Source organism: Amphibiibacter pelophylacis, from assembly GCF_037688875.1.
In the GTDB taxonomy this organism is placed as follows: Bacteria; Pseudomonadota; Gammaproteobacteria; order Burkholderiales; family Burkholderiaceae_C; genus Amphibiibacter; species Amphibiibacter pelophylacis.
The window spans coordinates 243,755-261,042 of the sequence record NZ_JAWDIE010000001.1 but is presented as its reverse complement, the minus strand read 5'-3'; the positions used below and the strand labels follow the sequence as shown (position 1 = coordinate 261,042).

Sequence of the window (17,288 nt, the reverse complement as noted above, 5' to 3'; positions counted from 1 at the left end):
AAATCAATGGCCTTCGATCTAGTCCTTTTTGGCGGCACCGGCGATCTGGCCTGGCGCAAACTGCTCCCGGCCCTCTTCCAGGCCTTCCGCCATGGCACGCTGCCCGAAGGGGGCCGCATCCTGGGCATGGCCCGCGACGAGCGCACCGACGACGAATACCGCGCCTTTATCAAGGAGCGCTTTGACGATGTCGAACCCTCCAAGCGCCCCAGTGACGACGAGTTCGCGGCCTTCGCCGAGCGCCTCTTCTACCGCCGGATGGATCTGTCCCGGCCTGACGACTACATCACCCTGCGCGACTGGCTGGGCGAACGCCCCGGAGTGCCTTCGGTGCTGTACCTGGCCGTCAGCCCCAGCCTTTTCCCGGTGGTCTGCGAGCAGCTGGGCGCTCACGGCCTGAACCACGACGGCATCCGCGTGGTGCTGGAAAAACCGCTGGGCCACGACCTGGACAGCGCGCAGGAAATCAACACCATCGTGCGCCGCGTGTTCACCGAAAACCAGGCGCTGCGCATCGACCATTACCTGGGCAAGCCCTCGGTGCAGAACCTGACGGCGCTGCGCTTTGGCAACGCGCTGTTTGAACCGCTGTGGCGCCGCGAGAGCATCGCCAGCGTGCAGATCACCCTGGCCGAAAGCCTGGGCGTGGGCACGCGCGGCGATTTTTACGACGGCACCGGCGCGCTGCGCGACATGATCCAGAACCACGCGCTGCAGCTGCTGACCATGATCGCCATGGAGCCGCCCGCCAGCAACGAAGCCCACGCCATCCGCGACGAAAAGCTCAAGGTGCTGCGCTCGCTCAAGCCCTTCGATGCCGTCAGCGTCGCGCGCGACGTGGTGCGCGGTCAGTACCGCGCCGGGCAGATCAACGGCCAGGCCGTTCCGGGCTATCTGGACGAAGTCAAGGTGCCGCCGGGCAGCACCTGCGAGACCTTTGTCGCGCTGCGCACCGAGATCCAGAACTGGCGCTGGGCGGGCGTGCCGTTTTACCTGCGCACCGGCAAGCGCCTGGCGACGCGCGACGCGCAGATCGTCATCAACTTCCGCCAGGTGCCTCACCCCATCTTCCCCGGCGCGGCGGGAGCCAACCGCCTGGTGATCAAGCTGCAGCCCGAGGACGGGCTGGAACTGCACCTCATGGCCGCCAAGGGCGCGGGCAATTCGGACGCACTGACGCCCGTGCGCCTGGACCTGGATTTCGACCGCGCCTTCTCGGGCACCAAACGCGTCGGCGCTTACGAGCGCCTGCTGCTGGACGCCATCGGCGGGCGCCTGAACCTGTTCGTACGCAGCGACGAGCAGGAACAGGCCTGGCGCTGGGTTGAACCCATCCTGGAGCACTGGCGCACCGACCCGCAAGGTCCGCGCCCCTACGCCGCCGGCAGCTGGGGCCCGGCCTCGGCCAGCGCGCTGGTCGCGCGGGATAACGAGGCTTGGGCGGAGGAGCAGTAAGGGCGGCAAATCCTCCAGGTCGCGGGTATGCTATGCCATTGGGGCCCACAATGGGCTCAGACCGGATGCTCATATGCCTTACGACCTGACCCAGGAGCAGCGCGACCGCTACCGCAGCATCTCGATGCGCGCCCGCCAGCGCAAAGTCGATCTGCTCAAAATGGCGCGCCTGTCCAGTTCACCGCTGAACCTGCAGGACAGGCTGGACGTGCGCGACCTGATGCCGCAATGCGAACCCAGCGGCTTGCGCTGCCTGTCGCTCTTTACCGGCGGCGGTGGGCTTGATCTCGGTTTCGAACGCGCCGGTTTTGAGCACGCGGCCTGCTTCGAATTGCTGGACATCTGCGGCGAAACCCTGAACGCCAATCGCCCGGGATGGGATATCCACGCTGGAGATCAGGCCGGTGACGTGCAACAGGCCGACTTCAGTGTCTACAGAGGTGTTGACGTGGTTCATGGTGGCCCGCCCTGCCAGCCTTTCTCGGTGGCGGGCAAACAGGCCGGCGCCGATGATCCGCGCAATATGTGGGGCGACTTCATCCGGTGCATCCATGAGGCCAAACCGCGTGCATTTGTCGCGGAAAACGTCGTCGGTCTGCTGGACAGGAAATTTGACTCGTTTGTCCAGCGCGTGATCCTGGATCCGCTGGAAAAAGACTACACCGTGTTCCGTTTCAGGCTCGCGGCCCATGACTTTGGCGTCCCGCAGGCCCGCCGCCGGGTGTTTTTTGTCGGCATCAGCCATGCAGAAGACGCCAGCCGCTTTGTTCAGCCAGAGCCTACGCATGGCGACGTCAGCACCCTGTTCGGTCCCTTGCTGCCCCGCAACACGGCGCGCCGCAGCCTCGGTTTGCCCGACACGGGTTTTGATGTGGTGGCTCCCACGCTGCGCTCGGGCTTTACGGGCCCGCGCAAAACCACCGGCATTCTCAACAGCAAGGCCTCGCTGAAAATCTGGAACGATCTGGGCATCTGGCCCAACGGCGTCCAGCACGATCACGCGCTGGCCATGGCTTACCCTCCGGAGAACGGGCATTTCCGGCTGTCCACCGCCGATTGCGCACTGCTCCAGGGCTTTCCGCCGGACTGGATCTTCAGTGGCGCCGTCTACCAGGTGCTGGGCCAGATCGGCAACAGCGTCTGCCCGCCAGTGGCCTATGCCGTCGCCCGGGCTGTGGCTGACACCCTCGGGGAAAGTCACAGCAGTCCTCAACTTGAGCATGGCGCACATTTCCCGCTGGCGGCGAATGCTGTTCGTGATCGGCTTTTACAGCCGTGACCGGCACCGGCCGGAACTGCAGCACTGCCTGTGCCTGACCCCGATGGACCTGGAACCCTGGATCGCGTCCATCGAGGAAAAAATCGCTATCGATTTCCATCTGTCCAAACTGGCTTCGCGCCGTTTGACTCTGGACGACCTTCACGAGGTCTGCGGCGAGAAAAGCAGCTACACGCTGGCAGAAGCCAAACGGTTGCACAGGCAGCAGTGGAGTGCCCAGCAATACACTGAGGCTCTGGACGTGCAAGTGGATGACGAAGCGCGCCTGTCACCCGCTGGGATGCTGAATCTTCTGCAACTGCGCTCTCGCTACATCGCCGAGCGGGGCGCAACGCTCAACAATCCGCACATCACGAGCAGCGTGCTGCGACCGTTTCTGACTTCAGACCGGCTTGCGCCCGCGAACCAGTGGGCCTCGCACATCCGCTCGGTGGCGCTCGATTTCCTGTCGGAACACCCCGGACATCCTGCCGCACAGCGTATCTGATGCCTTCAGTGCGCCCTCAATACCCCCGCTCCCACTCCACCTGATGCTGCAGTGGCTGGCCGCTTCGGCTGGCGGCGACGTTGCTGGCGACGAGTTCGGCGCCGGTTTCGGGGCTGGTTTTGGCCGCGATGTGCGGCAGAACGGTGACGCGCGGGTGCGTCCAGTAGCGGTGGTCTTGCGGCAGTGGCTCGGTGTTGAAGACATCCAGAACAGCGCGGTGCAGATGGCCGTTGTCCAGCGCGGCGAGCAGGTCGTCGTCGATCACATGACCGCCGCGCGCCAGGTTGATCAGGCTGGCGCCCTGGGGCAGCGCGGCCAGTCGGGCGGCGTTGTAAAAGCCGCGCGTCTGCGCGGTGAGCGGTAACAGGTTGATGGCGATGCGGGTGTCCGCCAGCAGGGCGTCCAGATCCTGCGCGGCGGGTTCGCCCACCACGGCCTGCTGGCCGTTCCAGCTGATCTGGCGGGTGCCTGCGCGCGACCAGGCACGCACCGGGTAGCCCAGGCTGGCGATCTGCCGCGCCACGGCCAGGCCCAACTCGCCCGCGCCCAGCACGGTGACCGGGCAGTTGCGGGCCAGCGGCTGCTGGCGCTCCAGCCACTGGCGCTGCGCCTGCTGGTCCTGGTAACCGAAGAAATCGCGGTGCAGCGACAGCACCGCCCAGACCGCTGTCTGCGCCATGGCCTGCGTCATGCGCGGATCAACCATGCGGGCCAGTGGAATGTGGCGCGGCCAGTCGGGCTGGCTGGTCAGCTTCTCGACGCCCGCCCACAGCGACTGGATCAGACGCAGGTGCGGCAGCGCGGCCAGCTGCGCCACCTGCGCCGGGCTGGGGTTGGCGACCAGGGCGATGTCGATGCGGGAGCGCAGCGCTGCATCACTGTCCAGCGCAGGCCAGGGCTGATCGCCGATGTTGAACACCCAGTCGTTGCCCGGCAGGGCCTGGCGCAGCGCGTCCTGCCAGATCGCCACGTCGTGCTGCGGCAGCGTGCCGCACAGGTAGATCGTCGTCATGCGCCCCCCATAACGGCCAGGGCGTCCAGCATGTCGTAGCAGGCGCCCATGTTGTGATAGTCGGCCTTGCCGGCCGTGCATTTCTCGTCGGTCAGCGCGGCGTTGTCCGGCGCCAGAATGCGGAACCACGCCCCGTGGCGGTGATCGACAAAGTGCGTCCAGGCGTAATCCCAGAGCTGCCCGTAGCGCTGGCGGCACAGCGCGCTGTAAGCCGGATCGGCGGCGGCCTCGTGCGCCGCAGCATGCAGCAGCGCGGCCAGCGTTTCGGCCTGGACCCAGTGGTATTTGTGGCCGTCGAACGGCTGCCACTGCGTGTCCTGCGCCGGATCGCCCTGCGGGGCGAAGCCGTAGATCAGGCCGCCGTGCGCCGCGTCCCAGCCCTGCTCCCAGCCGGTATCCAGCATGAGGCGCGCCCTCGGCACCAGCCACTGCGGCACCTGGCGTCCGGCACGGCGCAGGGCGTGGGCGAGCTGCAACAGCAGCTTGGCCCACTCGGTCTGGTGGCCGGTCTGAAAGCCCCAGGGCTTGAAGATATTGGACGTGTCGCCCCGGTTGTAATCCCAGTCGGGCTGCCAGGCGGCGGTGAAATGCTCCCAGACCAGGCCGTGGCTGGCGTTGGCCAGATCGTGGGCCACACGCTCGGCCAGCAGGGCAGCACGGTCCAGGTAAGCCGCTTCGCCCGTCGCGTCCCAGGCGGCCAGGAAGGCCTCGCAGCTGTGCATATTGGCGTTCTGGCCGCGATACGGTGGGATCTGGCCTGAAGCGTCGCGTTCGTCAGCGAAAAGCTGGTGCTCCTGAGACCAGAAGGCCGCGTCCATCGTGGCCACGGCGGACTCCAGTGCGGCGCGGGCGGCGGCGTGCTCGGCCTGGTCGCGCTCAGAGCCGCTGCGCTGGGCCAGATCGCGGCACAGCGCGGTCATCTGCGCGTGCGCCAGCACGACAAAGGCGTGGCCGTAGGCGTAATCGGTGGCGTCGTCCACGGCGGTGACGCGGCCGTCAAACTGCATCTGCCACAGGTAGCGCCGACCGCCGGGCAGCGCCGGGTCCAGCACGGTGTGCGCCTGTTCGACGAAGTTCAGCGCGTGGCGTGCGCGCTGGTGCCAGACGGCAGCCAGCGGGTGATCGGGGAAGCGCCGCGCCGCCTTGGCGTGGGTGAAGACGAAGCGCGTGCTGCTGACCAGATGCCGGGTCGTCCGGTTGAAGACCGTGCCGTCGTCGCGCAGGAAGTGGAAAAACCCGCCCGCCGGATCGACCGCCCCCTCAAAAAAAGCCAGGGTGTCCTGGATGTGACGCGCCAGGACAACGGCGCTGTCAAACATCGGGGCGGGCGGGATCGGGCGGCGCGGGGATGAAGGCATCGTGGAAGCAGTCCGGTCAGCCGAGGCGTTTTCCGGTTTTGGTGATGAAAAGGTGATTGTGCGCCGAAGTCCAGTCCAGGCCCACCAGTTCCCCCACACGGTGCGTGACCTTGCCCGCCACGCGCGCGGTGACGTGGCCCACGGGCGTGTCCACCTGCACATAGGTTTCGGGGCCGGTGGGCTCCAGCATCAGGATGTGGCCGGTGAGCTTGGCCTCGGTCGGATTGCACAGCGTCAGGTCTTCCGGACGCACGCCGTAATCCACCCCGCCGCCCTGCGCGGCAATGGCGGTGCGCTGGCTTTCGGTGGTCGGCAGCTCTTTGTCGCGGCCCACCAGGCGGCCGTTGTCCCAGGCGCAGTGCACGAAGTTCATCGACGGCGAGCCGATGAACTCGGCCACAAAGCGCGTCGCCGGGCGGCTGTAGATGTCATCGGGCGTGCCGAACTGCTGGACTTCGCCGTCGCGCATCACGGCGATGCGGTCGCCCAGCGTCATGGCCTCGACCTGGTCGTGCGTCACGTACACGGTGGTGGTTTTGGTGCGCTGGTGCAGCAGCTTGATCTCGGCGCGCATCTCGACGCGCAGCTTGGCGTCCAGGTTGGAGAGCGGCTCGTCGAACAGGAAGAGCTTGGGGTGACGCGCCAGGGCGCGGCCCATGGCCACGCGCTGGCGCTGGCCGCCCGAAAGCTGGCCCGGCTTGCGATCCAGCAGATGGCCGATCTGCAGCATTTCGGCCACGCGCTGGACCTCTTTGTCGCGCTCGACCTTGGGCACTTTGCGCATTTCCAGCGCGAAGGCGATGTTCTGCGCCACGTTCATGTTCGGGTAGAGCGCGTAGCTCTGGAACACCATCGCGATGTCGCGGTCCTTGCTGGGCAGGTGGGTGATATCACGATCGCCCAGCAGGATGGCGCCCGAGGTGGGCACGTCCAGACCGGCGATCTGCGACAGCAGCGTCGATTTGCCGCAGCCCGAAGGCCCGACGAGGATCAGGAACTCGCCTGTTTCGATTTCGATGTTGATGCCCTTGAGGATCTCCACTTGACCAAAGGTCTTGCGCACCTCACGGATAGACAAAGCACTCATGCTGACTCCTTAACCTTTGACCGCGCCAGCCGTCAGGCCACGCACGAAATATTTCCCGGCCAGCACATAAACCAGCAGGGTGGGCAGACCGGCGATCATGGCCGCCGCCATGTCCACGTTGTATTCCTTGACCGAGGTGGTGGTGTTGGCCAGGTTGTTCAGACCGACCGTGATGGGCTTGCTGTCCGCGCCCGAAAACACCACGCCGTAAAGGAAATCGTTCCAGATGTTGGTGAACTGCCAGATCAGCGTCACAACCAGGATGGGCGTGGACAGCGGCAGGATGATGCGCCAGAAGATGCGCCAGAAGCCCGCGCCATCCAGCATCGCCGCCTTGACCAGCTCGTCGGGCAGGCCGACGTAGTAGTTGCGGAAGAACAGCGTGGTGCTGGGGATACCGGCGATCACGTGGATCAGGATCAGGCCGCTGATCGAGCTGGCGATGCCCAGATAGCCCAGCACCTGGCTCATGGGCAGCAGCACGACCTGCATGGGCATGAAGACCCCGAACAGCAGCAGCGCGAACATGAATTCGCTCCCCCGGAACTTCCACTTGGACAGCACATAGCCGTTGATGGCGCCCACGGCGGTCGAGATCAGCACCGCAGGCACGACCAGGTAGACCGAGTTCATGAAGAAGGGCTTGAGCCCGTTGCAGTCCACGCCCGTGCAGGCGGTGGACCAGGCCTTGGACCAGGCCGCGAAGCTGGGGCTGGTGGGAATGGACATCAGGTTGCCGTTGCGGATCTGGTCCAGATCCTTGAACGACGTGGACACCATGACATACAGCGGCGTCAGGAAAAAGGCCGCAAAAACCAGCAGCAGCGCCCACAGGATGATGCGGTGGATCTGCAGCCCGGTCCCGCCGGGAGTGACAGTGGATGGCGCGCTCATTTGCGGGTCCTCAGCTCGGAGTAAAGATACGGCACCACGATGGCGGCCACGGTGGCCAGCATCACGGTCGCGCTGGCGGCGCCAAGACCGATCTGGCCCCGGCTGAACGCCATGGTGTACATGAAGGTCGCGGGCAGGTCGGACGCGTAGCCCGGGCCTCCGGCCGTCAGCGCCATCACCAGGTCAAAACTCTTGATCGCCAGGTGCGAGACGATCATCAGCGTGCTGAAGAACACCGGGCGCAGGCTGGGGATCAGGATGCGCATGTAGATGCGCGGCAGGCTGGCACCATCGACCTGGGCGGCCTTGATGATGGAATCGTCAATGCCGCGCAGGCCCGCCAGGAAGAGCGCCATCACAAAGCCCGCGCTCTGCCAGATGCCCGCGATGGCCACGGTGTAGATCGCCTTGTCCGAATCGATCAGCCAGTCGAAACTGAAGCTGGTCCAGCCCCAGGCGTGCATCACGCGGTCCAGACCGAGGCCCGGGTTCATGATCCACTTCCAGACCGTGCCCGTCACGATGAAGGACAGCGCCATCGGGTAGAGGTAAATGGTGCGCAGGACGCCTTCGGCGCGGATCTTCTGATCCAGCAGGATGGCCAGCAGCAGGCCCAGCGCCATGCCGCCGCCGATGAAACACAGGCCGAACTTGCCCAGGTTGGTGATGGCCACCCACCAGCGGTCGTTGTTCCACAGGGCCACGTAATGCTCGAGGCCCACGAATTCGTCGTAGTTGGGCAGCAGGCGCGACGGCGTCATCGACAGCCAGCCGTTCCAGAAAATCAGCCCGTAAATGAACAGGAAAGAGATGACAAAGCTCGGCGCGACCACCAGTTTGGGCAACCAGGGCGTGCGCAGGCTGGACGGTGCAGACATGGGGTGTCCTTTTCTCGTCTGGGGCATGCGGACAAAAAAATTCTCCCGGCGGGCCGCAGGGCGGTTGCCGGGAGAACGGGCCAGCCGCGCCACAGGGCGCAGGCTGGCGTGGGCCTTACTGCGTCATCGCGGCGGTCGCGATGCGCTTGGCGGCGTCGGCCGCGCTCAGGCTGTCGTTGTTCCAGTACTGGCTGACGACGTCCTTGACGGCACCCGCAGCAGCGGACGACAGGGCCATGCCGTGGGCCACCGACGGCAGCAGCGTGCCGGTCTTGCTGGTGGCCACGAAATCGCGCGAGGAGTCCTTGGCGCAGCTGTCAAACTTGGACAGATCCATGTTCAGACGAACCGGGATCGAGCCCTTGAGCAGGTTGAAGGTTTCCTGGAACTCGGGCGCCATGATGGCCTGGGCCAGATCGTTCTGGGCCTTGATCTTGGCAGCGTCCTTCAGCTTGAAGAAGGCGAAGGAATCCACGTTGAAGGTGAAATCCTTGGTGGTGCCCGGAGCAGGAGCGCACAGAAAGTCCTTGCCCGGCGCCTTGTTGGCGGCGAGGAATTCGCCCTTGGCCCAGTCGCCCATGAACTGCATGCCGGCTTCGCCCTTGATGACCATCTGCGTGGCCAGGTTCCAGTCGCGGCCCGGCGCGTTCTTGTCGGTGTAGGGCTTGATCTTGCGATAGGTCTCCAGCACCTTGATCATGGTCGGGCTGTTCAGGCTGGCCGCTTCGGGCTTGACCATGGTCTTCTTGTAGAAGTCGGGACCGCCCACGCCCAGCAGCACGTCTTCAAACGTGGTGAAATCCTGCCAGTCCTGACCGCCGTGGGCCAAGGGGATGATGCCGGCCTTCTTGAACTTTTCGGCGGTGGCAAAGAACTCGTCCCATGTCGTCGGGGCCTTGGTGACACCGGCCTTCTTCATGGCGTCGGTGCTCATCCACAGCCAGTTCACGCGGTGCACGTTGACCGGAGCGGCCACGTACTTGCCCTTGTACTTCATCACGTCAGCGACGACCTTGGGCAGTACGCTGTCCCACTTCTCGGCCGTGGCCACGGGGGTGATGTCGGCCAGAACGCCTTCCTGCGCCCATTCCTGGATGGACGGGCCCTTGATCTGGGCCGCAGCCGGGGCGTTGCCCGACAGCACGCGCGACTTCAGCACAGTCATGGCGGAATCACCACCGCCACCGGCCACGGCGAAGTCCTTCCAGGTGTCGCCTTTCTTTTCCAGCGTGGCCTTCAGGGATGCGACGGCCTTGGCCTCGCCGCCCGACGTCCACCAGTGCAGCACTTCAACTTCGCCCGCCTGCGCCGCCGTGGCGGTCAGCACGCCGCCCAGCATCAGGGACAGGCTCAGGGGACGGATCCATTGGGAAACACGTTTCATATTGGGCACCAGAATTGTTGGTTGAAAAGACCAGATGTGAGGATCGTCACGCAGTCAGGCGCACGCCGAACCGGGAACAGGGCGGACTTTAATGTTTTGTTCATGTTTGCCGCCAGAGGGAATTCCCTGGGTGGCCGCGTCCAGGGCCTGCGCCAGGGGACCGGGCGGCAGCGGCTGGCCCCACACGTCCGCGTGAACCAGCTCCTGCAGGGGCAGGCGCTGGCGCCATCCAGCCAGCGCCAGTTCGGGCTGCGGCAGAAAGGCGCTGACATAGCCCAGACATAGATAGGCGACCGGCACGACCGTGTCGGGCAGGCCCAGCACCCGGGCCAGCTCGACGGGTTCCAGAATGCTGACCCAGCCCACACCCACGCCTTCGGCGCGCGCGGCCAGCCACAGGTTCTGAACCGCCAGGCAGGCGCTGAACAGATCGGCCTCCAGCACCGTATTGCGGCCCAGCACATGGGGTCCACCCCGGCTGCGGTCGCAGGTGATGCACAGGTTGAGCGGACTGTCCAGAATCCCCTCAAGTTTGAGCCTGCGGTAGCGCTCGGCCTGCTCGCCACTGAAACGCGCGGCGGCGCGTTCGTTCTCTCGGGCGTACTGGGCTTTGATCTGCTCACGCACCTCGCGGCTTTCGATGACGATGAAATCCCAAGGCTGCATGAAACCCACTGATGGCGCGTGGTGTGCCGCCTGCAGCAGGCGCGCCAGCACTTCGGGCGGCACCGGGCCCGGCAGAAACTGCGAGCGCACGTCGCGGCGCTCGAAAATGGCGCGGTAGACTCCGTCGCGCTCCGTGGCAGAAAACCGCAGGTCAGCCATCGCCATCAGCCCGCCACCGAAGGCGCCGGTGGCTGACTGGCCTGCGCCGCCTGTTCAGCGCTCAGGCGCACGACCACGCTGCTGACCATCACGCTGTTGGGCACCAGCACCTGCCGCCCCTGCGCATCGCGCAGCGTGGTGTAGCCCAGCGAGAGCAGCTCGACGCAGGCCGTGGTCACGCCCGCAGGCGCCGACACCTGCACCCAGTCGCCCACCCGCACCGGGCGGTAGAGCACCAGCGACAGCCCGGCCACCAGGTTGCCCAGCGTGTTCTGCGCTGCCAGGCCGATCACGACCGAGACGATGCTCACCCCCGTCAGCAGTGCCGTGCCCAGCGCGCGCAGGTCGGGCACCAGGTGCGCGTAAAGCACAAAAGTGCCCAGATAGACCATGACCTGGCCCAGCGCACTGGCAAACGCCAGGCCTGTGACATCCGTCAGATGCGGCGCTACCCGCCGCGTCAGCCGACGCACCAGCGCCGCCAGCACCAGCGCTGCGACCAGGAAAACCGCCCCGAGCGAAAGGGCACCGATCAATGTTTTGGGATCGAAAAGCGTGTTCATGGGGCCAGACTTTAACGGCAAGCGATCAGCGCTCCGCCAGCATCCAGCCTGCGGCCTTCTCCGCCAGCATCAGCACGGGGCTGTTGGTGTTGCCGCTGGTGATGGTGGGCATGACGCTGGCATCCACCACGCGCAGGCCGCGCACACCGCGCACGCGCAGGCGACTGTCGAGCACCGCCTGCGGGTCGCCGTCGCGGCCCATGCGGGCGGTGCCGACGGGGTGAAAGATGGTGCTGGCGATATCGCCGATGGCGCGCAGCAGGTCGGCTTCATCCTGAAGATCGGTGCCGGGCTTGATCTCGCGCGGGGCGTAGGGCGCCAGCGCAGGCTGCGCGGCGATGCGCCGGACCAGCGCCAGGCTCTCCAGCGCGACCTGGCGGTCTTCCCCGGTGGCCAGGTAGCTGGGGGCGATCTCGGGCTCGTGGTCGGTGCCCGGCTGGCGCAGGCGGATGTGGCCGCGGCTGGTCGGGCGAAGGTTGCAGACGCTGGCGGTGATCGCCGGGAAACGGTGCAGCGGCTCGCCAAACGCATCCAGCGACAGCGGCTGCACATGAAACTGCACATTGGGCCGCACGTGCGCGCCCGAGGTGCAGGCAAAAGCGCCGAGCTGGCTGGGCGCCATGCTCATCGGGCCGGATCGCGTCAGAGCGTATTCGAGCGCAATGCGCGCGCGCCCCAGCCAGGAGTTCGCCAGCGTGTTGAGCGTGCGTGCGCCCGAGACGCCAAACACCGTGCGGATCTGCAGATGATCCTGCAGGTTGGCGCCCACACCGGGCATATCCTGCCGCACCGGTATGCCCAGGCGCTGCAGCAGATCGCCCGGCCCCAGGCCCGAGGCCTGCAAAATCTGTGGTGTGGCCACCGCCCCCGCCGACAGGATGACGCCCTGCGCCGCCGTCAGCGCGGTGCGCCCCTGGGCCTGACGCACCTGCACGCCGCTGCAGTGCCAGCCCCCGCCGCTGTCCGGCGCCACAATGAGCGATTCCACATGCGCCCCCGTCCAGACGGTGAGATTGCGCCGGTGCCGCGCCGGGCGCAGAAAGGCCTTGGCCGTGTTCCAGCGCCAGCCCCGGTGCTGGTTGACCTCGAAATAGCCCACGCCCGCGTTGCTGCCCTGGTTGAAATCGGGCGTGGGCGCGATGCCCGCCTGCTCGCAGGCCTGCGCGTAGGCGTCCAGAATGTCCCAGCGCAGGCGCTGGCGGCTGACTTTCCACTCGCCATCCTGGCCGTGGGCGCGCAGAAAGCCGTCCAGCGCCGCGCCCGTCAGGCCCGGGTCGGCGGCCTGCAGGCGCCAGTGGTCCTCGTGCGCGATGAAGTGCGGCAGGCAGTTGTCCCAGCGCCAGGCATCGTCGCCCGTGGCGTCGGCCCAGCCGTCGTAATCCTCGCGCTGGCCGCGCATGTAAATCATGCCGTTGATGCTGCTGCAGCCGCCCAGCGTGCGCCCGCGCGGGTAGCGCAGACGGCGGCCGTTCAGGCCCGGTTCGGCGGCGGTCTGGAAGCGCCAGTCGGTGGCCGGGTGGCCGATGCAGTACAGGTAGCCCACCGGGATGTGAATCCAGGGCGAGCGGTCCGGGCCGCCCGCTTCGATCAGCAGCACGCGGCGCGCCGGATCGCGGCTCAGGCGGTTGGCCAGCAGGCAGCCGGCCGTTCCGGCCCCGATGATGATGTGGTCAAAGTGCGCGGCAGAGTCCATGTCAGCCCCAGCAGAAAAGATGATCAGGCCGGATCGCCCGCCGGCAGCACCAGCGCCACGCACTGGGTCTGCTGCAGGGCCAGGAAATTGTCGTCGGCGATGAGCACCAGCGTGCGCTCGCCCGTGGGCAGCGTCGGCCCCCAGGCCATGCCTTCCAGATTGTCGATGCGCGGCAGGGCCGCCCCGGTGATCTGGCCGAAATCGACCAGCACCGTGCTGCGCATGGGCTGTATCTGCCTGGGATCCAGCCGCAGCTGGCCCAGCGTGTCGCTGCCGGTGCGCGTATCGGCCAGCACCAGGCGCACTTCAAAGCCTCGGGTGATGCTGAACGCGCGCTCCAGCACCAGCAGGTGATGCGGCCCCCAGGCCAGCAGCTCGCTGACGCCGATAAAGGCGCGACCAAAGCCGTGCGGCCCTTCGCTCAGGGCGTAAGCGCGCTGGGCGATGGCGCGGCGGCCGTCCAGGTCGTAGCGGGTGAAGCGGCGCAGATCACCATCCTGCTTCAGGGCGCCTTCCATGCCCAGCCAGAGCTGGCGCGTGCCTGGCACCAGCGCCAGGCCTTCCAGCGTCTGGTTGTTGCGCGGGCCAACGCCCTGGGCCATCGTGACCAGCTCGGCGGGCAGCGGCAGCTCGTCCACGGCGCGGCCATCGCGGCGCGTCAGCGTCAGGGCGGGCGGCTCGCCGCGATCGATGTCGCCCTCGCTGGTCCAGACCAGCAGATCGGTGCCAGGGAGCAGGCGCAATCCTTCCGGATCGGGGATGGGGCCGCTGCGCGCCCGCCCCTGCCAGCCCGACGGTCCCGGATAGAGCCGCCCGTCCGGCTGGCGCAGCGCAATCATCTGGCGAAACTGCGGTGCGGCCACGCCATGCGGATTCAGGGCCAGATCGAAGGTGTAGAGCCGCGCCGGGGCGCGCTGCGAGCGGTCGTCACTCAGCGCCCACCACAGGCCAGTGATGGGGTTGTAATCCAGCCCCGACAGCCCGCCCACGGGCGTGCCATCCACCACCAGCCCGGGCCGCGCCGAACTGCTGCCCAGCAGCCGCCAGCCAGAAGGCAGCGCGGGCCGTTCGGGCGTCCCGGACGCCGTACTGTCCGGGCGATGCAGGGCGCATCCGGCCAGGGCCGTGGTGGCGCTGGCGAGGGCCAGGCCGAGCAAAGTGCGGCGTGAAATCTGCGGATATGCCGTACCGAGGCTCAAGCGCCCTCCCCCGAGGCTTCCTGAACCACTTCATCCAGCAGCTCCTGCGGAACGCCCCGGCGCCTTAAGGCCGCCAGAAGGCGCATCTGCGTGTCGCTAACCGCAAACAGGGCTTCATCCCGCCGCAGCCCTTCGCTCAGATAGGATTTGAGCAGCGTCTGATAACCTGCCATGCCGCGCTGGGGCGCAATGGCTTTCATGGAGTCGATCACGTCGACCGGCACGCGCACAGTGATCGAGATCATGGCGCGGTTTTTGTCCAGTCTGGTTTTGAGGGTGTCAGGAATGCTCATGTTCACGTCGCTCCAGCGCAGTGGCCTTGCGGGCCGAGATGATGCGGATGAACGCATCGTCCATCTGGACATGCACCACAAACAGCAGGCGGGACTGGGCATCAAAGCCCACGACCGCGTCGCGCGCCTCGTCGTTGCGTGAGGCATCCACCAGCCGCAGAAACGGATCAAAAAAGACCGAAGCTGCCTGCTCGAACGTCACACCCCCGTGCTTGATCGCATTGCTGGCGGCTTTGTGCGTGTCCCAGACAAAATCGGCCCCGTTCAGGTGGAAGTGGGTATCCATGCATTCAATGATGCCCTGTTGTATTGACAATGTAAATACCGCCTCAGGGCTGCGACCCAAGTCACCCCAGCGCCGCAATCACCTCCGGCGGGGCCTGGACCAGCTCGATCAGGACGCCTTCGCCCGCGATCGGGAACTCGTCGCTGGCCTTGGGGTGCAGGAAGCAGATGTCGTGACCGGCCGCGCCGCGCCGGATGCCACCAGGGGCAAAGCGCACGCCTTTCGCGGTCAGCCACTCGACGGCGCGGGGCAGATCGTCGATCCACAGGCCGATGTGGTTGAGCGGCGTGGCGTGGACAGCCGGTTTTTTGTCCACGTCCAGCGGCTGCATCAGATCGACTTCCAACGTGTAGGGGCCGTGGCCCATGGAGAGAATGTCCTCGTCCACGTTCTCGCGCTCGCTGCGGAAGGTGCCGGTCACCGGCAGCCCCAGCGCATCGACCCACAGGGCTTTGAGCCGGTTCTTGTCGGTGCCACCGATGGCGACCTGCTGCAGGCCCAGAACCTTGAAAGGACGCGGCGCGGCGGCGGCGCTCATGACTGGAACTCCACAATCGCCTGATCCACCGTCAGGCTCTCGCCCGCCTGGGCCAGCACTTTGGCGACCACGCCGTCGGCGCTGGCGAGCAGGACGTTCTCCATTTTCATGGCCTCGATGACGGCGACGCGCTCGCCCGCCTGCACCTTCTGGCCGGGCTGGACAGCCACCTGGACCAGCAGCCCGGGCATGGGCGACAGCACGAAGCGGCTCAGGTCGGGCGGCGGCTTGTGCGGCATCAGGCGGTGCAGGTCGGCCATGCGCGGTGAAACCACCATGGCCTCCAGGCGCGTGCCGTTGTGCTGCAGCGCCAGCGCCAGCGGGTTGCGCGGCGTGCCGCGTTCGGCCTGGGCGGTGAAGGCGCGGCCGTTGCACAGGCCGCTGATGCCGATGTCGTTCAGGCGCGAGGGGCTGCTGAGCGTGTAATCGCGGCCGTTGACGCTGACCGTGGCGCTGGCGCCGTCGCCCGGGGTTTCGACGACGCGCACCGGCGTGTAGCGGTGCTGGCCATCAGAGGCCAGGGCGATCACGGTGTAATCAGTGCCGATCTTGACGTCATAGCCCGGCAGCTGGCCACTCAGACCGGCGGCGCGCTGGCGCGATTTGCGCCGCAGGAAGGCCGCCAGCGCAACCAGGAAATCCGGATCGTCCGCCACGACCAGATCGCTGCGGAATCCATCCGGGTAGTTTTTGGCGATGAAGCCGGTGTTGAAATCGCCCGACACGAAATCCGGGTGCGCCAGCAGCGCCGACTGGAAGGGGACGTTGCTGCTGATGCCGCGAATCACGAAGCCGTTAAGCGCCTCGCGCATTTTGGCGATGGCATCCAGGCGGTCCGTGCCGTGGACGATGAGCTTGGCGATCATCGAGTCGTAGTACATCGGAATCTCGCCGCCCTCGGTCACGCCGGTGTCCACGCGCACGCCCAGGCGCTCGTGCGTGTTGGCCTGCCACATGCTGGGCACGGGCGGCGCGAAGCGCACCAGGCGCCCGGTCGAAGGCAGGAAGTTGCGCAGCGGGTCTTCCGCATTGATGCGGCACTCCAGCGCCCAGCCGTCGCGCTTCACTTCAGCCTGCGTGAAGCCCAGCTTTTCGCCCGCCGCAACGCGGATCATCTGCTCGACCAGGTCCAGCCCGGTGATGCATTCGGTGACCGGATGCTCGACCTGCAGGCGCGTGTTCATCTCCAGGAAGTAAAAATCCTGATCCTTGCCGACGACGAATTCGACCGTGCCCGCGCTTTCGTACTTCACCGCTTTGGCCAGCGCCACGGCCTGCTCGCCCATGGCCTTGCGCGTGGCGTCGGAGATGAAGGGCGACGGCGCTTCTTCGATGACCTTCTGGTGGCGGCGCTGGATGGAGCACTCGCGCTCGTTGAGATAAACCACGTTGCCGTGGCTGTCGCCCAGGATCTGGATCTCGATGTGGCGCGGCTGCTCGACGAACTTCTCGATGAAGATGCGGTCGTCGCCAAAGCTGTTGCGCGCTTCGTTCTGGCAGGCCGTGAAACCTTCGAACGCCTCCTTGTCGTTGAAGGCCACGCGCAGGCCCTTGCCGCCGCCGCCCGCGCTGGCCTTGATCATCACCGGGTAGCCGATGCCCTGCGCGATGCCCACGGCGTCCTGAGCCGACGCGATCGGGTCGTTGTAGCCGGGAATGGTGTTGACTTTTGCCTCGTTCGCCAGCTTTTTGGACGCAATCTTGTCGCCCATGGCCGCGATGCTGTGCGCTTTGGGGCCAATGAAGGCAATGCCCTCGGCCTCGCAGCGGCGCGCGAAATCTTCGTTCTCCGACAGGAAGCCATAGCCCGGGTGCAGCGCCTGCGCGCCCGTGGCCTTGCACGCCGCGATGATTTTTTCGGCGACGAGGTAGCTCTCGCGCGACGGCGCCGGGCCCAGCAGCACAGCCTCGTCGGCCATCTGCACGTGGCGCGCGTTGCGGTCGGCCTCGGAGTACACCGCCACGGTGGCGATGCCCATGCGGCGGGCCGTGGCGATGACGCGGCAGGCGATTTCACCGCGGTTGGCGATCAGGATTTTGGTGAACATGGGGGTGCC

The 17,288-nt window shown here is 66.5% G+C and carries 17 protein-coding genes; 3 read left to right on the top strand and 14 right to left on the bottom strand.

Annotation, left to right across the window (positions count from 1 at the left end):
• The first annotated feature begins 6 nt into the window (after nt 1-6).
• The 3 genes from zwf to RV045_RS01235 all read left to right on the top strand — a co-directional run bounded on the left by zwf (nt 7) and on the right by RV045_RS01235 (nt 3,221).
• Nucleotides 7-1,455 carry a glucose-6-phosphate dehydrogenase gene (gene zwf, locus RV045_RS01245; protein WP_423233937.1) on the top strand — a complete coding sequence of 483 codons (1,449 nt, stop codon included), beginning with the start codon at nt 7-9 and terminating at the stop codon, nt 1,453-1,455.
• A gap of 124 nt (nt 1,456-1,579) precedes the next feature.
• Complete coding sequence (locus RV045_RS01240) at nt 1,580-2,734, top strand: DNA cytosine methyltransferase (RefSeq protein WP_423233936.1); 1,155 nt, start codon at nt 1,580-1,582, stop codon at nt 2,732-2,734.
• On the top strand, nt 2,703-3,221 hold the full coding sequence (locus RV045_RS01235; RefSeq protein ID WP_423233935.1) for a hypothetical protein: 519 nt from the start codon (nt 2,703-2,705) through the stop codon (nt 3,219-3,221). The genes RV045_RS01240 and RV045_RS01235 overlap by 32 nt, the downstream gene beginning before the upstream one ends.
• Nucleotides 3,222-3,237: 16 nt before the next feature.
• Here RV045_RS01235 and RV045_RS01230 read toward each other — a convergent pair whose 3' ends face one another.
• The 14 genes from RV045_RS01230 to RV045_RS01165 form a co-directional block, all read right to left on the bottom strand.
• A complete protein-coding gene (locus tag RV045_RS01230) occupies nt 3,238-4,233 on the bottom strand; it encodes a 2-hydroxyacid dehydrogenase (RefSeq protein WP_423233934.1) in 996 nt (331 codons plus the stop codon).
• Nucleotides 4,230-5,591 carry an AGE family epimerase/isomerase gene (locus tag RV045_RS01225; RefSeq protein WP_423233933.1) on the bottom strand — a complete coding sequence of 454 codons (1,362 nt, stop codon included), beginning with the start codon at nt 5,589-5,591 and terminating at the stop codon, nt 4,230-4,232. Before RV045_RS01225 ends, RV045_RS01230 begins: the two co-directional genes overlap by 4 nt.
• A 16-nt stretch (nt 5,592-5,607) precedes the next feature.
• Nucleotides 5,608-6,678: an ABC transporter ATP-binding protein gene (locus tag RV045_RS01220; protein ID WP_423233932.1), complete on the bottom strand. Its 1,071-nt coding sequence runs from the start codon at nt 6,676-6,678 to the stop codon at nt 5,608-5,610.
• Between the two features lie 9 nt (nt 6,679-6,687).
• Nucleotides 6,688-7,572, bottom strand: a complete 885-nt coding sequence (locus RV045_RS01215; protein ID WP_423233931.1) for a carbohydrate ABC transporter permease — start codon at nt 7,570-7,572, stop codon at nt 6,688-6,690.
• Nucleotides 7,569-8,450 (bottom strand): carbohydrate ABC transporter permease, encoded by an 882-nt coding sequence (locus RV045_RS01210; protein ID WP_423233930.1) that lies wholly within the window; start codon nt 8,448-8,450, stop codon nt 7,569-7,571. Before RV045_RS01210 ends, RV045_RS01215 begins: the two co-directional genes overlap by 4 nt.
• A 115-nt stretch (nt 8,451-8,565) precedes the next feature.
• The gene (locus RV045_RS01205) at nt 8,566-9,789 is read right to left on the bottom strand and encodes an ABC transporter substrate-binding protein (protein WP_423233955.1); all 1,224 of its coding nucleotides are present in this window, start codon (nt 9,787-9,789) and stop codon (nt 8,566-8,568) included.
• A 99-nt stretch (nt 9,790-9,888) separates the two neighbouring features.
• The gene (gene bluB / locus RV045_RS01200; protein WP_423233929.1) at nt 9,889-10,665 is read right to left on the bottom strand and encodes a 5,6-dimethylbenzimidazole synthase; all 777 of its coding nucleotides are present in this window, start codon (nt 10,663-10,665) and stop codon (nt 9,889-9,891) included.
• Entirely contained in the window at nt 10,665-11,222 is a 558-nt protein-coding gene (locus tag RV045_RS01195; RefSeq protein ID WP_423233928.1) for a mechanosensitive ion channel family protein, read from the bottom strand. Before RV045_RS01195 ends, bluB begins: the two co-directional genes overlap by 1 nt.
• Before the next feature lie 25 nt (nt 11,223-11,247).
• On the bottom strand, nt 11,248-12,915 hold the full coding sequence (locus tag RV045_RS01190) for a GMC family oxidoreductase (RefSeq protein WP_423233927.1): 1,668 nt from the start codon (nt 12,913-12,915) through the stop codon (nt 11,248-11,250).
• A 23-nt stretch (nt 12,916-12,938) separates the two neighbouring features.
• A complete protein-coding gene (locus tag RV045_RS01185; protein WP_423233926.1) occupies nt 12,939-14,114 on the bottom strand; it encodes an esterase-like activity of phytase family protein in 1,176 nt (391 codons plus the stop codon).
• Nucleotides 14,111-14,407: a hypothetical protein gene (locus RV045_RS01180; RefSeq protein ID WP_423233925.1), complete on the bottom strand. Its 297-nt coding sequence runs from the start codon at nt 14,405-14,407 to the stop codon at nt 14,111-14,113. Before RV045_RS01180 ends, RV045_RS01185 begins: the two co-directional genes overlap by 4 nt.
• Nucleotides 14,394-14,693: a BrnT family toxin gene (locus RV045_RS01175; RefSeq protein ID WP_423233924.1), complete on the bottom strand. Its 300-nt coding sequence runs from the start codon at nt 14,691-14,693 to the stop codon at nt 14,394-14,396. The genes RV045_RS01180 and RV045_RS01175 overlap by 14 nt, the downstream gene beginning before the upstream one ends.
• 61 nt (nt 14,694-14,754) lie before the next feature.
• Nucleotides 14,755-15,231, bottom strand: coding sequence for a VOC family protein (locus tag RV045_RS01170; RefSeq protein WP_423233923.1), 477 nt, complete (start codon nt 15,229-15,231; stop codon nt 14,755-14,757).
• On the bottom strand, nt 15,228-17,279 hold the full coding sequence (locus tag RV045_RS01165) for an acetyl-CoA carboxylase biotin carboxylase subunit (protein WP_423233922.1): 2,052 nt from the start codon (nt 17,277-17,279) through the stop codon (nt 15,228-15,230). The genes RV045_RS01170 and RV045_RS01165 overlap by 4 nt, the downstream gene beginning before the upstream one ends.
• Between the last annotated feature and the right edge of the window lie 9 nt (nt 17,280-17,288).